This is a genomic window from Streptomyces cellostaticus (genome assembly GCF_001513965.1).
Taxonomy (GTDB): Bacteria; Actinomycetota; Actinomycetes; order Streptomycetales; family Streptomycetaceae; genus Streptomyces; species Streptomyces cellostaticus.
Genome location: NZ_KQ948021.1, coordinates 142,821 through 159,286, shown reverse-complemented (window position 1 = coordinate 159,286; position 16,466 = coordinate 142,821). Strand labels below are relative to the sequence as shown.

The window sequence follows — 16,466 nt, the reverse complement described above, 5'->3', positions numbered from 1 at the left end:
CTGGATTTCAGGCGGGGGTCCAGATGGCGCGCTGGGAATCCCAGGTCCACCGTGCGTCGCGGGCGTCCAGACCCATGGCCTGTTTGTACGCCTCCTCCGGCAGACTGTGGGTGAAGGTGACCCGACCGCCTGTCGGCAGTTCGAACACCACGCTCTTCGGTGCCGGGGCGTCTTCCGAGCGCCGTCTGATCAGCCGGTCCACGAACGTCCTCAGCCCCTGATGGGTCTCCTCGGCGACTCTTTGAAACAAGGTGCTCAGGAAAGGTTCCAGAACCGCGGACGAGACCAGCACCAGCACGACGTCTACCGCGCCTCTCCGGGGCGGCACGAGCATGCAACTGCTGTCGATTCCGGCCTGGCGCAGAAAATCCTGCGCCTCCGTGGCCGACGTGGTCGGGAGCGACGAGGGCCAGAAGATCTCGATCTCGGGATCCGTCATGACGCGCTTCCTTCCGCGGCCGTCCATTCGGGCAGTGACCAACGTTCGACAACTCCCGCGCGGGTACCGGTCACCAGTCCTCCACGGCTGTCGAGGAAGGCCAGTCCCGCGGGTGGGCTCGTCAGTCTTGTGGCCGTGGTCGCGTTCCAGCCGACCAGATCGCGGATGACGACATTCCCCTCGTCGTCAGCCATGGCGAGCAGCGGGAGATCGGCCGAGAGAGCCAGGTGGGCAGCGTGTCGCCCAGGGTCGGTGTGCTGCAGGGGACGGCCTTCCCAGGACCACAGGCGGACTCGGCCGTCCAAGCAGCCCGTGGCAAGGCGATCAGCGGTGACGGCCAGGGAGCTGACGGGCAGGGGGTGCGGCCATCTTGTGACGACCTTGCCCTGCACGTTCAACTGCCGCACGAGTCCGTCGCCGCACGCGACGACGACATGCCGGTCGCCCGGCGCGAAGACGATGGGGCCGAGGGTTCTGGGCTGACCTGGCCGACAGACCTCCTTCCGGGACCAGACGGGCAGATCCCGCACTCGGGCACCCCGTACGTCATAGACGTGGACGTGATCCCCGGCGGTCAGAGCGAGCCAGCGACCGTCCGCACTGAACGCGAGACTGTCGTCCTGCCCTCCGGCTCCGATGACGAGCACAGGTGCCCGGGTCTGGAGGTCCCAGACGATGACGGTGCCGTCCCGGTGCCGACTGGCCACATGCCGTCGCCAGGGGCTCCAGGCGACCCGCACAGGTTCCTCGCGCTGGACAGGCATGCACTGGCAGACAGGTCTGCCGTCGGTCCCGTCGAAGATCCGGACCACACCGTCGACACACGCCGTGGCCAGCAAGTTGGAGGGCCCGAGCGCCACATGACTGCACGGACCCACCTCGGCGAGCCTCTTGGCAGGCGGCCTCGGTATGGGCGTCGTCTCCGAATTCCGCAACGAAAAGATGCGGGTCTGATCGGATGCGAGAATCAATACGGGCGTTGCCCACTCCAGGCTGCCGAGAGTCATCTTCACTTCTTCGCGGGCCAGCGTCATCGCCTTGTCGACAGGTGAACCTTCGGCGATCCGCTCGTAGAACGCGGACGAAAAGGTGAAGGCAGCCGTGTCAGTGATCTCGTATTGCATGGCGACAACGGCCGGAACGCCGGCCCGTACGAGGTTGGCGGCCGTACTCGTGAAGATGTCGTCGGACCTGCTCGTCGCTGATTCACAGGCGTTCAGTACGATGAGACGCAGGTTTGGGCTGTCCGTGATCAGTCTGTCGAAATCACTGGCGTAGAGGCGCCGTGCCGCCCCGTCGTCGCCGGAGAGCTGAATATATCCGGAATTTCGTTCCTCGTCGAATCCACCGTGGCAGACGCAGTGAAGTACATGCCAGGAACCGGATCGTAGTTCCTTCGCGAGATCGTGCCAGCGGTCCCCGGCCAGCCAATGGACATCCACGTTGGCGGAGTTGTTCTGGCGGAAGGCTCTTTCTATTTTTTCCCTTTCTCGCTTTTCATCCAGTTGAGGCAGGTCGCTCGGGCGCGCCGAGATACCGAGGACGCGGAGCGGTGGGGTGAGCGGCAGTGGGGGTGGCGGGTTCATGACTCGCAGGTACCGCACGACCGGAACGCGAAGGGCGAGATAATCGTCTCGGGAAGGATCGGCCAGGTATTCCCAGGGGATTCGATCGACGCGTGGGCCGTTCGTCCGCAGCAGTATGCGCAGTGATTTTTCCTGCGACTTGGCGAGATTCCTGCACCTGTCGAACTGGATGGATATTTCGTCGCGCAGCAGTGTGTGGGCGAGACGTTTTCCGAATTCCAGTACAGGCCTCTCTGTCGAAGCGTCTCCGCGGGTGATGCTCGGGCTGTACGACTTGGTCAGGGAAATCGCCACGTCGGCCAGTGCTTTCTGAAGTTCGCTTTCTGAATATGGTGGAGGGACCCGGATTATTGCTTCACCGCACTCGGACGAGCACGTGACGATCCAACTGGTGTCGGTTTCAATGATTTCCAGGCGGAATGGTAGACCTTTCATCTTCCACCTCCGTCACCCATATATAGTTCACACCCGATGCTTGGTCGCGTCCAGTTGTTGCCCCCGGGATATCGGCTCGTCGAAAAGGGCCCTGCTCGCGTTCGCCGTCCGCGCCGGAATCGGCAGACCACCCTCCTCACCGAAGTCCGCCGACCGTGCCACGGCCCTGGGGCGCACCGTGCTGTCCGTCTGTGCGCCCCCACCGAGGGCGGCCGCCACGTCGAGTCGTTCCGCGGACTACCCGGCCGCGCGGGCGGACGCCCCGCCGGCCTGGAGTCGCTCAGCGTTGCCGCCATCGCCCGCCTCGTACGGGAGTCCCCGGCACGCACGCCGGCGACGAGTTCTGCCGCGAGTGCCGGCCGTCACCGCGGGCAACCCCTTCGAGGCCGTCGAGCTGACCGCCAAGGTGCGCGGCCGTGGACTCGCCCCCAACGCGGCCGGGGCCCACCTGCTGCGCGACCTCGCCGCCGCCGTCGCCGGACTGGGCCCCGAGGAGACCGCCAACGCGCTGCGCGACGCCCGCATCCTCACCGGCACCGTGACCGCCGCGGGCACCCTGAAGTTCGTCCACCCGCTGATCGCGACCGCCGTCCACCGCGCCATCCCGACCAGCGTCCGCGTCGCCCTGCACGGCCGGGCCGCCTGGTGCGTGATCAACGAGGGACAGGGTCCCCCCCCCGCCGCCGCCCGCCACCTCCTGGAGGACCCCCCCCGACGGCGATCCCTGGGTCGTGCAGCAACTGCGTGCCGCCGCCGGTGAGACCCTGCGGGCCGGCGTCCCCGCCGCCGCCCGCAGCCACCTCGCCCGTGCACTGCGCGAACCACCCCCCCGGGGACCCGGCGGCCGACCTGTACGAGCTGGGCTGCGCCTCCGTGCTCACCGAACCGGCCACCACCGGCCACCACCTGCGGGCCGCCCTCGAGAGCCCATCGCCGCACCCGAGCTGCGGCACAACATCGTCTACCGCCTCTCCCCGGTCCTCGCCCACAGCGACCACCTCGCCGAGGCCTGCGACACGCTCGCCCGCGAGATCCGTCCGACCAGCGACGCGCGGGGTCAGGATGTGCATGGTCGCCGAGCAGTTCATGGGGGGACGCCTTCCGCGCCGACGAGCCCGACCACCCATCCCGCTCCCGCCGCCTCACCCGGCTCGCCGACCGCCTCAGCAGGCCGTCGTACGCCTGCTCTCGGCGTTGTACCGGAAGGTGGGGACGACTGGTCGGGGCCGACGGCGGCGCTGGGCGAGGCGACGCGGGAAGGGCGCCCCTGGGGCGCCCGCACGTCGCCGACCACGCGCGTACACGTACCATGGCCGCATGTCGTTCCTCCGCCGCCGTAGCGCCACTCCTGCCGGGCCCGACTTCGACGTGCTGGCCATGGACCCGGGCGACTGGCCGGGCAACCTCGGCGCGGGCCTGCTGCCCGCCCCCGACGGCACCTGCCAGGGTGTCTTCCTGCGCTACGACCTGTTCGGCGGCCGGGGCCCCGCCATGATCATCGGCAATCTCCCCGAAGGCTCCCCGGCCCGGGACGTCGTCGAGGGCGAGATCCCCTTCGAGGTGGGCCAGCTGCTGCTGGCGCTGGAGAACGACGAGGAGGTCACTGTCGTCGGCACCGAGGACACCCCGGTCCTCCAGGGCGACAACCTGCTGATCGTGCGCCGTCTGAAGCTCTCCGAGAGCCGTATCTCCTGCGTCCAGTTCGACCGCAGCGACGGCATCCTCGTGACCATCGCCGCCTGGGACCGCCCCATCACCGACGACCTGTACGCCCTGCTGAAGCCGCTCCCGGCGGAGCTGTTCCAGCAGGGCTGAGCAGGGGCCGGGCTAGCGGGCGGATCCCTCCAGACGGACGTCCGCGGCGCGCACGAACGCCACCCGGTGGCCGTACTGGATCTCGTAGTACAGATCCTTGCCCACCACGACCCGGTGCGAGTCGGTGGTGAAGGTGACCGCGTAGTAGTACTCGCCCGGCACCACGTCACCGACCACGTACTTCTGCCCCGCCGGAATCGTGTACGGCAGCGCCACCACCGACTGCGCGGGCACCCCTGCCGGGTAGGCCTCCTTCTCCGGGTACGCCCTGCCGTACACCGGGACGCTCGCCACGCCGTCCTTCGGAGTGACGACAAGACCGGACGCCCGCACCGCCGTGGGCTCCTTGCGCGGGTTCTCGAACCAGGCCTTCTGCCCGAGGTACCAGATCGCCGTCCACTCGCCCCAGCGGTCGGCGACCGCGTACTGCTGACCGGTGGAGACCCGGGAGGAGAGGTCGTTCACCCCATCGGTCGGATCCGTCTTCAGGCCGATGTCCTTGAGCAGCGGTGCGTTCTCGTCGTGATCGGAGTACAGCCGCACCTCGCTCGATCCGTGCGCCGCGCAGGGCTCGCCCTTGGCGGTGCAGCCCGTGTACACCGGCTGGTTGGCGGCGTAGTCCGGCATGATCGTCACCAGAGAGGAGTGCCTGCCGCCCGTGCGCTCGAAGGGGTGGCCCAGCAGCTCGAAGTAGTGTCGCCACTCCCAGTACGGGCCCGGGTCCGTGTGCATGCCGGGGATGACGGAGGCGGTCGGACCGGGCACGTTGTCGTGGCCCAGGATGTGCTGCCGGTCCAGCGGGATGTCGTACCTGCGGGCCAGATACCGCACCAGCCGCGCCGAGGACCGGTACATCGCCTCCGTGTACCAGGCGTCCGGCGAGGCGAGGAAACCCTCGTGTTCGATGCCGACGGACTTCGCGTTGAGGTACCAGTTGCCCGCGTGCCAGGCCACGTCCTGCGCCTTGACGTGCTGGGCGATCAGACCGTCGGTGGACCGGATGGTGTAGTTCCAGGACACATAGGTGGGGTCCTGGATCAGGTTGAGTACCCCGTCCCAGTGGCCCTCCGTGTCATGGATGACGATGTACTTGATGCCCTGCGACACCGGACGGTCGCCGAGGTCGTGGTTGCCGTAGTCGTCGTTCCCGAACTGGGCGTACGGCGCCGGGATCCACTCGCAGGACACCGACAGCGGGCACTCGGTACCGTCAGCCGGCAGCGTGCGCAGACCGGCCCGCTTCAGCTGGGCGGTGACGGCGGCGAGGTGCGGCTGTGCCGCGAGCAGGACCAGCTGCCCGTCGTCCGTGACGCGCTCCTCGCCGGTGCGCAGCACGTCGTACACGTCGTTCGCGTACGCCGCCGCGGTCGCCGTGTCGTCCGCGCCGGAGAAGCGGGCCACCGCCCCGTACCAGTCGCCCGGGTCGGCGCTCAGCGGCTCGCCCAGTTGCTTCTGGGCGGCCGCGAGCAGGGCGGCGCCGCCCGCGATGTTGGCGGCCGGGTCGGAACGCAGCTCTTGCGCCGGGAGTCCGGTCAGCTCGGCCGCCTTGGGCAGCGTCCTGAGGCGGGCCGGAAGCGCCGGGTTCGCCGGCAGCTTGATGTCGGGGTGCAGGGCCGCGCGGGCGGCATCGCCACGGGCGTCCTCGGTGCCCTCGGCGAGGTGCTCGGTCGTGGCGAGCGCGGTGCGGGCGTCGGTGAGGTGCATCGGGCCGTAGCCGCCGGTCACGCTGGGCGCCCCGGCGTGCGCGTCCCAGCGGGACTGGAGATAGGAGACGGCCAGCAGGACGCTCTGCGGCACGTGGTACTCGGCGGCCGCGGTGGCGAAGGCACGCTGGAGCCGGTCGGCGGAGGGCGCGGGGGTGCTCTGGGCGGGGGCCGCGCCGAGCAGCGGCAACAGCAGGGCCGCGGAGGCGAGCGTGCCGGCGGTCCGCCGCACGTGTCTGTGGCCGGGCGTGGACGTGGGGTCGGTGGCGGAACCTCGCAATGCGGCCTCCTGTGACGGGCGGGCGTGGCGGGGCAGTGCGGCGCCGAGCTGGGTCAGTGGTACCGGCTTGCCGACGATCCGTCAATGATGCCCTCACACCAGTGATTTCCCATGTCACGGCGGGTTTCGGCGAGTTTCGCGGCGGCGGTGCGCGGGCCTGCGGGGCGTCAGTGGCGTACACCACTGGCCGCCCGTCGGCCAGGGCCGTACACACGAAGGTCCGCGGTGCGCCGCCGCTCTGGGCACACCGCGGAACCGTCGTCCCCGTCAGCGAGTGCCGACCGCAGCGCGCACGGCCCGGCGGGCCAGCTGGCAGTCGTCGTGCAGCCGCCTGAGCAGCAGCCGCTGTTCCTCGCCGGACGGCGCAGCGCCCGGGTGGGCCATGCCCGGTGCCGCCGGGGTCGTGTCGTGCATCGAACGCTGCACGGCCGTCTCGTAGGTACGGATCTCCCGGGTCAGCAGGAGCATCAGGTTCACCAGGAAGGCGTCCCTCGATGCCGGGCCCGCCGACTGGGCGATCTGGCTGATCTGACGCCGGGCCACCGGCGCGTCCCCGAGGACCAGCCACAGCGTCGCCAGGTCGTACCCCGGCAGATACCAGCCCGCGTGCTCCCAGTCCACCAGCACTGGACCGGCCGGTGAGAGCAGGATGTTCGAGAGCAGGGCGTCGCCGTGGCAGAACTGGCCCATCCCCTGGCGGCCTGCCGCGTGCGCGATGCCGTGCAGCAGCTTCTGCAGGTCGCCGAGGTCCCGGTCGGTCAGCAGTCCCAGCTCGTGGTACCGGGAGATGCGGGCCGCGTAGTCCAAGGGGGCGTCGAAGGTGCCCGCCGGGGGCCGCCAGGCGTTCAGCCGGCAGATCGCGCCGAGCGCGGTCCGGATGTCCGGCCGGGGCGGTGCCTCCACCGGATGCCGCTGGAGCGCCGCCACCCGGCCCGGCATGCGCTCGATCACCAGGGTGCAGTTGTCCGGGTCCGCTGCGATCAGCCTGGGCACCCGGACCGGCGGCCGGTGCCTGACGAACGAGCGGTATGCGGCTATTTCGTGGCGGATCCGCTCCGACCAGGCGGGCGACTGGTCCAGGAGACACTTGGCCACGGCCGTGCTGCGTCCCGTCGTCCCCACGAGGAGGACGGACCGCCCGCTGCGGCGCAGCACCTGCACCGGCGCGAACTCCGGACAGATCCGGTGCACCGAGGCGATCGCGGTGCGCAGCTGCGCTCCCTGGGGACCGGACAAGTCGAGTCTCCCGCTGAGCGGTTGGCCACCGGGCTGTCCCGGAACGCGCCGCGGTCGGCCCCCGCCCAGCACTGGGGCTCCCGGCCGCGCCGCCGGTTCGAGATACGGCCCGCCGCCCGCCGGGCGGGGACGCAGCGGCCGGGGCGGAGCGGACACGGAGGATGATGCTGCGTACATGGGAGATACAGATCCCTTCGTGTGCCTGCGGTGCCTGCCTGTAAGTCCATGCTCGAAGTCCCCGCCCGAAGGAGTGGCTTCGCCTGCATACGCCCACCCGGCCCGGCCGCCTGGGTGCACCCTGGGGAATGCACCCATCACATACAGCAGTGACACAACAAGCAGTGACACCTGGAGCAGTGACGCTGAGAGCAGCGACCGGGTCGGGGTGGCGCTTTCCTACCTGACACCCGATGCCCAGTGGCACACCATCTGGCGCACCCTGGCGAACCGTGGCGAATAGTCGCCCGGCAACCTCCACGGGGCTACTGTCAACTCAGCCGAGAACCTGGGGGCTTGACGTGAGCGGACAACCCAACACCCGCCTTGCGGACCTGTTCGGCCTGGCCGGCTGGTCCAAGGGCGAACTCGCGAGGCTGGTCAACAAGCAGGCGGCGGCCATGGGCCACCCCCAGCTGTCGACCGACACCTCCCGGGTGCGGCGTTGGATCGACATGGGAGAGATCCCGCGCGATCCCGTACCGCGGGTGCTGGCGGCTCTGTTCACCGAGCGTCTCGGCCGTGTCGTGACCATCGAGGACCTCGGTCTGGTACGGCACGGGCGCACAGGGAAACGGCAGGGCGACGGGAATGCGGAACATCCCGACGGAGTGCCGTGGGCGCCCGAACGGACCGCCGCGGTCCTCACCGAATTCACGGGAATGGACCTCATGCTCAACCGACGCGGCTTGGTGGGCGCGGGTGCCGCGCTCGCCGCGGGATCCACACTCACCAGCGCAGCCATGTACGACTGGCTGCACTCCGACCCGACCCTGAAGACCGACGCCCCGGTCCTCGACGACCCCCTGCACGCCGACCCCGCTGGGTTCGACCGCTATGAGGCCGCCCCCATCGGGTCCCAGGAGATCGAGGAACTGGAGCGTTCGGTCGAGGTGTTCCGCGCCTGGGACGCGGCCCGTGGCGGCGGGCTCCAGCGCAAGGCGGTCGTGGGACAGCTCAACGAGGTGGGCGGCATGCTCGCCTACCACCATCCACCCCATCTCCAGCGGCGCCTGTGGGGCGTCGCCGCCAACCTCGCCGTCCTCGCGGGCTGGATGTCGCACGACGTCGGTCTGGAGCCCACGGCCCAGAAGTACTTCGTCATCGCCGCCCATGCCGCCCGCGAGGGCGGTGACCGGCCCCGGGCCGGAGAGGCCCTGTCCCGGGCGGCCCGGCAGATGGTCCACCTCGGCCGGCCCGACGACGCGCTGGACCTGATGAAGCTCGCCCACTCCGGCTCGGGGGAGCGCCTCCAGCCGCGCACCAAGGCGATGTTCCACACCATCGAGGCCTGGGCACAGGCGGCGATGGGCAAGGGCCAGGCGATGCGCCGCACGCTCGGACAGGCGGAGGACCTCTTCGTCTCCGACCGCGGAGACCTGGAACCGCCGGACTGGATGCAGACCTTCAAGGACGAGGATCTGTACGGCATGCAGGCCCTCGCCTACCGCACGCTCGCGGAGTTCGACCCGGGCGCGGCCGTGCACGCCCAGCACTACGCGGACAAGGCCCTGGCCCTGCGCGTCGACGGACGGGAGCGGTCGAAGATCTTCGACCATCTCTCCATGGCCTCGGCCTGCTTCATCGCCGACGACCCCGAACAGGCCAACCGCTACGCACGGCTGGCCCTGATGTCGATGGGCTCGAACTCCTCCCGCCGCACCTGGGACCGGCTGCGCCAGATGTACCGGCTCACCGCCGAGTACTCCGGCTGCCCGAAGATCCATGAACTGCGGGAGGAGATCAGGCTCGCCCTGCCGAAGACCAAGGGCAGGGACGACAACGGCGCACAGGCGTAGGGGCCTGTGCGCTGCAGTATCTGAGCAGGTCAGCTCATGTGGTGAACTCGACAGGTCAGCTCATGCGATGACCTTGGCGACGAGCACGCACGCGTCGTCCTCACGCTCGGCTCCACCGAACTCCTCCACGACCGTGCGCACACAGTCCTGCGCGGTGCGCGCCGCCCCGAAGCGCGGGGCGAGGTCGAGCAGGGGGGCCACGGCGGTCGCCGCGCTCTGCCCGGACACCAGTCCGTCGGTGTACAGCAGGAGGAGGTCGCCCGGCTCCAGGGTCACCTCGGCCTGCCCGTAGGTGGCGCCCGTCGTCGCGCCGAGCAGGACGCCGTCCGGTGCGTTCAGCACGCGCCCCGTCCCGTTGCGGTACAGCAGCGGGGCGGGGTGTCCTGCCTGTGCCCATACCAGGGTGCGGGTCTCGGGGCGGTAGCGGCAGCAGACGGCGCTGCCGAGGGCGGGCTGTACGGTGGCGTCGAGTAACTGGTTCAGCATGGCGAGCAGCGGGCCGGGTTCGGTTCCGGCCATCGCCATCCCGCGCACGGCCCCCAGCAGCATCGCCATACCCGAGGCGACGGCGACGCCGTGCCCGGTGAGGTCGCCGACACTGAGCAGGGTCGCGCCGTCGGACAGCTCCAGCGCGTCGTACCAGTCGCCGCCGATCAGTGCGCTGGTCGCGGCCGGCAGACAGTGGGCGGCGAGGTCGAGGGTCTGCTGCCCCCGGTGCGGGAGCCGCAGGGAGCCGCGCCATGGCGGCAGCACGGCCTCCTGCAGTTCGACCGCGAGCCGGTGCTCGGTCTGCGCCTGCCGGCGGTGGTGGTGCAAGGAGTCACGGGTCTCGTGCACCGTCCGCTGGCTGTGCCGCAGTTCGCTGACGTCCCGCAGCACGGCCCACATCGAGGCGGTGCTGCCGTCGGCGCCGAGCACGGGTTCGCCCATCATGTGTACGGTCCGCACGGCGGCGTCGGGCCGTACGATGCGGAACTCGCCGTCGATCGGCTTGGCGTCGACCAGGCAGTCCGTCACCATCGCGGTCAGCTTCGGCCGGTCCTCCTCCAGGACCAGGGAGGGCAGCTCGTCCAGGGTGAGCGCGGGGGCGGCCGGGTCGAGGCCCAGGATCTGGTACAGCTCCCCGGACCAGCTCGCCTCGTCCGTGAGCAGGTTCCACTCCGCGCTGCCGACCCGGCTGAGCAGCGACCCGTCTGCGGAGGCGGCCGGTGCCGGTCGGAGGACCGGGGTGCCGACGGGCTCGGCGGGTACGGGCTCCGGGCCGTCCCGCAGCTGCGCCAAGTGGATGTCCAGGTCGTCGAGTTGGTGCAGCGCGAGGTCGTACAGAGCCTGCTGCCAGCGCTCCTGAGGGTCCGAGGCTTCGTTCTGGGCGTCCCGTCGTACGGCGTCCACGTCGTCCTTGAGCCGCCGCGTCTGCGTTATCAACGCCTCGACCGAGCCGCGCCCGGGCGGCTGGGCGGCTGAGCGGTCCGCGGAGACTGGGGACGGCATGACGCACTCCGATGGGGACGGTACGGCCAGGGAGGGGCGGAGGGACCGTTACGACTCTCGCACAGCCCGCGACGCCCTGTAAGGGATTTGGCAACACACGATACGGTGGTGCTTCCGGCATATGCCAGAGTCTTCCTGGCGTGATCCGAGGGCACGGATGACGTACGCGCGAGAGGCGTCAAGTCGTAGGCGTACTACGGGAGATGACCGACTTGGGGACGCTTCGGTGTAGCGCTCCATCGGGTGTTCGTCGCTCTGGTGTTCCATGGTGCCGTAGACCGGTCGCCGCTCGTCAACTCTGTCCGGATTCAGCGTCCTGTGAAGGGCCTTCGCAGACTCCTTATAGGCATGGACGTCATCATCGAACAGCCCGCCCATGCCCGTCTGATCACCGCCGAGGACCGGGAGGTCCCGGTGTCGGCCACCCTGCGCTACACCGGGGACGATCCGCTGGCCGTCTTCGTGGACTTCCCGCCCGAGGCCACCCTGGCGGGCGACGAGGTCACCTGGACCTTCGCACGCTCCCTGCTGGACCAGGGGCTGCGCGCCCCGGCGGGACACGGGGACGTACAGATATGGCCATACGGCCGCACCCGGACGGTTCTGGAGTTCCATTCGCCGAGCGGCCTGGCCCTGATCCAGTTCCCGACCTCGGCGTTGCGCCGCTTCCTGCTGAACACCTACGCCGTGGTGGCGGCCGGGCAGGAGGACGTGGCGGCGGTCGTGGAGCAGGGGCTGAGCGCCCTGTTCGGTGGCGTCTGAGCGGCGGCGGGCCTGCCGGGCAACGACTTTGACTTTTGTTCACCCATGCCTCATCGCACCGCTATGGATCTCGACTGTCACCGCGTGCACCCTGGCGCGCGGTGTGCCGCAGGGGCACTCCGGTGACGAGGACGGGGCGAATGACACCGATCAGCCGAAGAGGCTTCGTGGGGCTCGGCGCTTCCATGGCGGCGGGCGTGGCACTGAGCGCCGGCACGCGCACGGCGGCCGCGGCCGCGACCGCGGCGACCGGCACGATCAAGGACGTGCAGCACGTGGTGATCCTCATGCAGGAGAACCGCAGCTTCGACCACTACTTCGGGCGGCTGAAGGGCGTCCGCGGCTTCGACGACCGCAGCGGCCTCACCCTCAGCGGCGGCTCCTCGGTCTTCAACCAGCCGAACGGACCGGGCCGCCAGTACCCGTGGAAGCTCAGCGCGACCCCGGCCGCGGGCGGCAAGGACGGCGAGACCCTCGCCCAGTGCAGCGGAGACCTGCCGCACTCCTGGTCCTCGCAGCACTCGGCGTGGAACAAGGGCCGCCTCGACAACTGGGTCTCGGGTGTCGGCAACGTCCGCTCGCTCGGCTACCTGGACCGCTCCGACCTCCCCTTCCACTATGCGCTCGCCGACAACTACACCGTCTGTGACGCCTACTTCTGCTCCGCCCTCAGCGCGACGGGACCCAACCGCACCTACCTGTGGAGCGGCAAGGTCGACCCCTCCAGCTACGACGGCGGCGACGAGTCCGGCCTGACCTGGCAGAACTACGCCGAGGCGCTGCAGGCCGCCGGGGTGACCTGGAAGGTCTACCAGAACGCGGCCGACAACTACGGTGACAACGGCTGCGCCTACTTCAAGAACTTCGCGAACGCCAAGGCGGGCGATCCGCTCTACGACCGCGGTATGTCCTCCGTCCCGAAGGCGACCGGCTCGACCCCGGACGACATAGCCGCCGCCATCAAGGCCGACGTGCTCGCGGGCACCCTCCCGCAGGTCTCCTGGGTGGTGCCCAACCAGGCCTTCTCCGAGCACCCGTACGCCCCGCCCGGCGACGGCGCCCACTTCGTCAACCTGGTGTACCAGGCCCTCGCCGCCGACAGCGACGTCTTCGACTCGACCGTCCTGTTCCTCAACTACGACGAGAACGACGGCTACTTCGACCACGTCCCGCCCCCGGCCCCGCCCACCGGAACCGCCGGCGAGTTCCTCAACGGCGTGCCGTACGGCTTCGGCTTCCGCGTCCCGATGATCGTCATCTCGCCCTGGACACGCGGCGGCTGGGTCTCTTCGGAGGTCTTCGAGCACACGTCGGTGCTGCGTTTCCTGGAGACCTGGACGGCGGCCCTCGGCAAGCGTGCCGACTGCCCCAACATCAGTGACTGGCGGCGCAAGGTGAGCGGCGACCTGACCGGTGTCTTCGACTTCGCCAACCCGGTCCACGGCCCCGTCCCGCTGCCCGCGACGAGCGTCCTCGGCATCGGCACCTGCGGCCCGCTGCCCAACCCCGTGCCGACCGACAACGCCCTGCCCGCGCAGGAGCCCGGCACCCGCCCGGCCCGCGCGCTGCCGTACCAGCCGAACGGATACCTGGACCACCTGGAGTTCGGGTCCGCCGGAAAGATCCTCGCCTGGTTCACCATGGCCAACCAGGGCGGCCCGGCGGCCAGGGCGGCGCACTTCTCGATCCACCCCAACGCCTACCGCGACACCACGCCCTGGCAGTACACCGTCGCCCCGGGCGCCACCGCCTCCGACTCCTTCAACATCGGCACGGGCTTCGGCTCCGGCACGTACGACCTGACCATGGTCGGCCCCAACCGCTTCCTGCGCCGCTTCCAGGGCGACGCCACCAAGGCGGGCAGGTCGGCGGAGGTGAGCACCCGTTACGCCGTGGAGCCCGGCACGGGCAAGCTCGCGATCTACTTCAAGATGACCAACTCGGGGTCGTCGTCGGTGACGTTCACCATCACCTCCCACCACTACCGCACCGACGGTCCCTGGACCTACACCGTCGCCTCGGGCGCCTCGACGGAGGACTACTTCAACGCCGTCGCGTACCAGGACGGCTGGTACGACTTCACGGTGACCGTCGGCTCCGACGCGACCTGGTCACGCCGGTTCACCGGGCACCTGGAGACGGGCGCCCCGAGCGTCAGCGGCTGACCTCGGCGTACAGGTCCGGGCGCGGGGCCGGCTCGACGGCCACCCGCCCGCCGGTCTCCAGCGCCCGGACCCCCGCCTCGGCGACGACGGAGGCCGCATAGCCGTCCCAGGCGCCCGGGCCGGTGACCTGGCCGCGCCGGGTGGCGTCGACCCACGCCTGCACCTCGCGGTCGTAGGCGTCGGCGAAGCGGACGAGGTAGTCCTGCGCCACCTCCTCGGCGGCGCTGCCCCGGGAGGTGACCACCATGGTGTGCTCGTCGCCGATCCGGGCGCTGCCGGCCTCGCACACGGCCTCGCAGCGCACCTGGTAGCCGAAGCCGCAGTTGACGAAGACCTCCACGTCCACCAGCGCGCCGCGCTCGGTCTCGAACAGCACGAACTGCGGATCGATCAGGCCCTCGGGCGCGCCCGCCGAGGACGCCGGCCGCAGCACGGTGACCGCCGTCAGCTCCTGCCCGAGCAGCCAGCGGGCCGCGTCGATCTCGTGCGAGACGGAGCTGTTGATCAGCATGGCGCTGGTGAAGCCGGCGGGGGAGGAGACGTTGCGGTGGGTGCAGTGCAGCATCAGGGGGCGGCCGAGGCTGCCGCCGTCCAGCAGGGCCTTCAGACGCCGGTACTCGGTGTCGTAGCGCCGCATGAAACCGATCTGCGCCAGCCGGCGGCCGAGCCGCGCCTCGGCCTCCACCACCCGCAGCGCACCTGTGGAGTCCGGCACCATGGGCTTCTCGCACAGCACGGGCAGGCCGCGGTCGAAGGCCGCGAGCAGGGCCTCCTCGTGCGCGGGGCCAGGAGAGGCGATCAGCACGGCCGCCACCCCGGGCGCGTCGAGCGCGGCCGCCGCCTCCGTGTGCACGGTGACGCTGTCCAGGCCGGCCACCGCGTCCTCGGCCCGCTCGGCAGCGGGATCGGCCACGGCGGCCACCCTGGCCCCGCTCACCACCTGATCGAGGCGTCGTATGTGGTCGGCTCCCATGTGCCCGGCACCCAGTACCGCCACACCCAGCAGCTCACCCATGCCCGCGCTCCCTCTCGCCGACGATCACGGCGTAGCGTACGCCGAGGCGAGAGGCGGCGCGGGCGTTGTCCGGGGGGTCCGGGGGGTGCCTCAGTACCGCAGCACCCCCGCGATGCCGTTCGCGTCTCCCAGCGTGCCGTCGGGGACGAAGCGGACGTCGGCGCCGGTCTCCAGACACTGCTCGACGATCTCGTCCACGATGTCGTCACGGGCGTCCAGGTCACCGGCCTCGGCCGGGACGAGATGGTCGCCGTCGTCCCGGACGGTCACGCGGTAGTTCTCCTCGACGGCCAGGAGCCGGACGCGGCCGTCGCGGGCGTTCTGCCACAGCTCGTCCACCCCGGCCGCGAAGGTCTTGTGCCCGAGTGCCGAGGTCAGTTCCCGGACGACGGACGTGGCGTCCTTGCGGGCCTCGGCCTCGAGGACCGGCAGCAGGGCCTGCCACACGGCCTCCGGGCCGGCGTGGGCGAGGCCCCCGTGCGGGACGTGCACGGCGGCCTTGGCGGCACTGCCGACCTCGTCCAGCAGGGACAGGGCTGCCTGCTCGCCGGTGATGTACAGGGGGCGGGGCTGGTCGCGCAGGACCGTGCTCAAGGCGGTGTCCACCTCGCGCAGGAACTGGCGCGTGCCCTCGTCGACGTAGGTGCTCGGCATGTCACCGATCTGCTCCCGGCGCTCGGCGTCGAAGTTCTCCCGGCCGTGGCGGAGCGGGAAGCCGCCGGAGCGGTCCTCCACGACCCGGTCGGGGCCGCCGCTCCACAGGGTGGCGCGGTCGGCGGAGACCGACAGCACCCAGCAGGGCCGCTCGGCGGCCTGCGCGGAGACCAGGTTGCGGGTGAGGAAGGTGTCCGCGAGTACCACCCGCTCGGGGACGGTGCGGGCCAGCGACCAGACCTGGTGTTCACCGGGGGCGGCGAAGATCACCAGGCCGTCCTCGGCGTGCGCCAGGTCCACCTCCGCCAGCGCGCGGTCGAGCTGTGCCACGACTTCGGCGCGTCGTTCCCGAGTGACCGAGGGGTCGGATTCCAGCCGCTTTCTGGCCTCGGCCACCACATTGCGCAGCCGGACCGGATCCTGGCCGTTCTCGGGTTCGCGGCGGTGCGTCGGCGTCAGCACCGACACCGCCGGGTAGGGACGCGGGCGCCGCAGTTCGGCAAGGATTGCGGGACTCAGTGCGTGCTCCATGACAGCACGATAGGGCGGATTCACGCGTCCGGCATTCGGGGTCAAAAGGGAATATTCGGTTACGCTGCGTGGCCTGCTGGATGGGGTGCGTCAACTCGCTTGGTTACAAAGCGTTTACGTGTGTTCGACTCTTCGATCACTCGGACTGCTATGGTGTTACTCACCGGTAGCAAGCTGTTGCGGGGGGATCGCCAGCGGCCGTCCGGTCCATGGCTCCCAGTGCGGGGAGCCGAGCCCAACGACCCTGCAACGAAGCTGGGTTGACCACGCTCCGTCCGGTCGCGCACGGCGCCGCCCGCACTCCCGTTTCCTCGCCCACCCACGCAGACAGGTGAGACT

Annotated in this window: 12 protein-coding genes; 5 read left to right on the top strand and 7 right to left on the bottom strand. The window is 70.4% G+C overall.

Annotated elements, in window-relative coordinates; translation table 11 throughout:
* Positions 1-7: 7 nt before the first annotated feature.
* Together AQI88_RS15685 and AQI88_RS43095 are read right to left on the bottom strand one after the other, a co-directional pair.
* Complete coding sequence (locus AQI88_RS15685) at positions 8-439, bottom strand: hypothetical protein (RefSeq protein ID WP_066998555.1); 432 nt, start codon at positions 437-439, stop codon at positions 8-10.
* A complete protein-coding gene (locus tag AQI88_RS43095) occupies positions 436-2,460 on the bottom strand; it encodes a CHAT domain-containing protein (protein WP_079057589.1) in 2,025 nt (674 codons plus the stop codon). The genes AQI88_RS15685 and AQI88_RS43095 overlap by 4 nt, the downstream gene beginning before the upstream one ends.
* A 352-nt stretch (positions 2,461-2,812) precedes the next feature.
* On the opposite strand from AQI88_RS43095, the gene AQI88_RS48800 reads away from it, so the two are divergent.
* Both AQI88_RS48800 and AQI88_RS15660 read left to right on the top strand, forming a co-directional pair.
* Positions 2,813-3,220, top strand: a complete 408-nt coding sequence (locus tag AQI88_RS48800; protein ID WP_066998544.1) for a hypothetical protein — start codon at positions 2,813-2,815, stop codon at positions 3,218-3,220.
* 557 nt (positions 3,221-3,777) lie between these two features.
* Positions 3,778-4,275, top strand: a complete 498-nt coding sequence (locus AQI88_RS15660; RefSeq protein ID WP_066998541.1) for a glycosyltransferase family protein — start codon at positions 3,778-3,780, stop codon at positions 4,273-4,275.
* A gap of 12 nt (positions 4,276-4,287) precedes the next feature.
* On the opposite strand, the gene AQI88_RS15655 is transcribed toward AQI88_RS15660, so the two are convergent.
* Positions 4,288-6,258 carry an N-acetylmuramoyl-L-alanine amidase gene (locus AQI88_RS15655; protein ID WP_066998538.1) on the bottom strand — a complete coding sequence of 657 codons (1,971 nt, stop codon included), beginning with the start codon at positions 6,256-6,258 and terminating at the stop codon, positions 4,288-4,290.
* 267 nt (positions 6,259-6,525) lie between these two features.
* Complete coding sequence (locus AQI88_RS15650) at positions 6,526-7,671, bottom strand: aminoglycoside phosphotransferase family protein (RefSeq protein WP_066998536.1); 1,146 nt, start codon at positions 7,669-7,671, stop codon at positions 6,526-6,528.
* A 341-nt stretch (positions 7,672-8,012) separates the two neighbouring features.
* Here AQI88_RS15650 and AQI88_RS15645 point away from each other — a divergent pair, with 341 nt between their 5' ends.
* Positions 8,013-9,509: a DNA-binding protein NsdB gene (locus tag AQI88_RS15645; protein ID WP_066998534.1), complete on the top strand. Its 1,497-nt coding sequence runs from the start codon at positions 8,013-8,015 to the stop codon at positions 9,507-9,509.
* A gap of 60 nt (positions 9,510-9,569) precedes the next feature.
* On the opposite strand, the gene AQI88_RS15640 is transcribed toward AQI88_RS15645, so the two are convergent.
* The gene (locus AQI88_RS15640; protein ID WP_066998526.1) at positions 9,570-11,000 is read right to left on the bottom strand and encodes a PP2C family protein-serine/threonine phosphatase; all 1,431 of its coding nucleotides are present in this window, start codon (positions 10,998-11,000) and stop codon (positions 9,570-9,572) included.
* A gap of 348 nt (positions 11,001-11,348) precedes the next feature.
* On the opposite strand from AQI88_RS15640, the gene ssgD reads away from it, so the two are divergent.
* Both ssgD and AQI88_RS15630 read left to right on the top strand, forming a co-directional pair.
* Entirely contained in the window at positions 11,349-11,762 is a 414-nt protein-coding gene (gene ssgD / locus AQI88_RS15635) for a spore wall synthesis regulator SsgD (protein ID WP_066998522.1), read from the top strand.
* A gap of 140 nt (positions 11,763-11,902) precedes the next feature.
* Positions 11,903-13,927: a phosphocholine-specific phospholipase C gene (locus AQI88_RS15630; protein ID WP_066998520.1), complete on the top strand. Its 2,025-nt coding sequence runs from the start codon at positions 11,903-11,905 to the stop codon at positions 13,925-13,927.
* Here the strand turns inward: AQI88_RS15630 and AQI88_RS15625 are convergent.
* Together AQI88_RS15625 and AQI88_RS15620 are read right to left on the bottom strand one after the other, a co-directional pair.
* Positions 13,917-14,942 (bottom strand): Gfo/Idh/MocA family protein, encoded by a 1,026-nt coding sequence (locus AQI88_RS15625; protein WP_079057588.1) that lies wholly within the window; start codon positions 14,940-14,942, stop codon positions 13,917-13,919. The genes AQI88_RS15630 and AQI88_RS15625 overlap by 11 nt on opposite strands.
* A 90-nt stretch (positions 14,943-15,032) precedes the next feature.
* Positions 15,033-16,127, bottom strand: a complete 1,095-nt coding sequence (locus AQI88_RS15620) for a baeRF3 domain-containing protein (RefSeq protein WP_066998518.1) — start codon at positions 16,125-16,127, stop codon at positions 15,033-15,035.
* Positions 16,128-16,466: the final 339 nt, after the last annotated feature.

What these genes read in the sequence shown, in the direction of transcription:
- AQI88_RS15685 (WP_066998555.1), bottom strand. Translation starts at nt 439, where the DNA reads ATGACGGATCCCGAGATCGAGATCTTCTGGCCCTCGTCGCTCCCGACC.
- AQI88_RS43095 (WP_079057589.1), bottom strand. Translation starts at nt 2,460, where the DNA reads ATGAAAGGTCTACCATTCCGCCTGGAAATCATTGAAACCGACACCAGT.
- AQI88_RS15660 (WP_066998541.1), top strand. Translation starts at nt 3,778, where the DNA reads ATGTCGTTCCTCCGCCGCCGTAGCGCCACTCCTGCCGGGCCCGACTTC.
- AQI88_RS15650 (WP_066998536.1), bottom strand. Translation starts at nt 7,671, where the DNA reads ATGTACGCAGCATCATCCTCCGTGTCCGCTCCGCCCCGGCCGCTGCGT.
- AQI88_RS15640 (WP_066998526.1), bottom strand. Translation starts at nt 11,000, where the DNA reads ATGCCGTCCCCAGTCTCCGCGGACCGCTCAGCCGCCCAGCCGCCCGGG.
- ssgD (WP_066998522.1), top strand. Translation starts at nt 11,349, where the DNA reads ATGGACGTCATCATCGAACAGCCCGCCCATGCCCGTCTGATCACCGCC.
- AQI88_RS15630 (WP_066998520.1), top strand. Translation starts at nt 11,903, where the DNA reads ATGACACCGATCAGCCGAAGAGGCTTCGTGGGGCTCGGCGCTTCCATG.
- AQI88_RS15625 (WP_079057588.1), bottom strand. Translation starts at nt 14,942, where the DNA reads ATGGGTGAGCTGCTGGGTGTGGCGGTACTGGGTGCCGGGCACATGGGA.
- AQI88_RS15620 (WP_066998518.1), bottom strand. Translation starts at nt 16,127, where the DNA reads ATGGAGCACGCACTGAGTCCCGCAATCCTTGCCGAACTGCGGCGCCCG.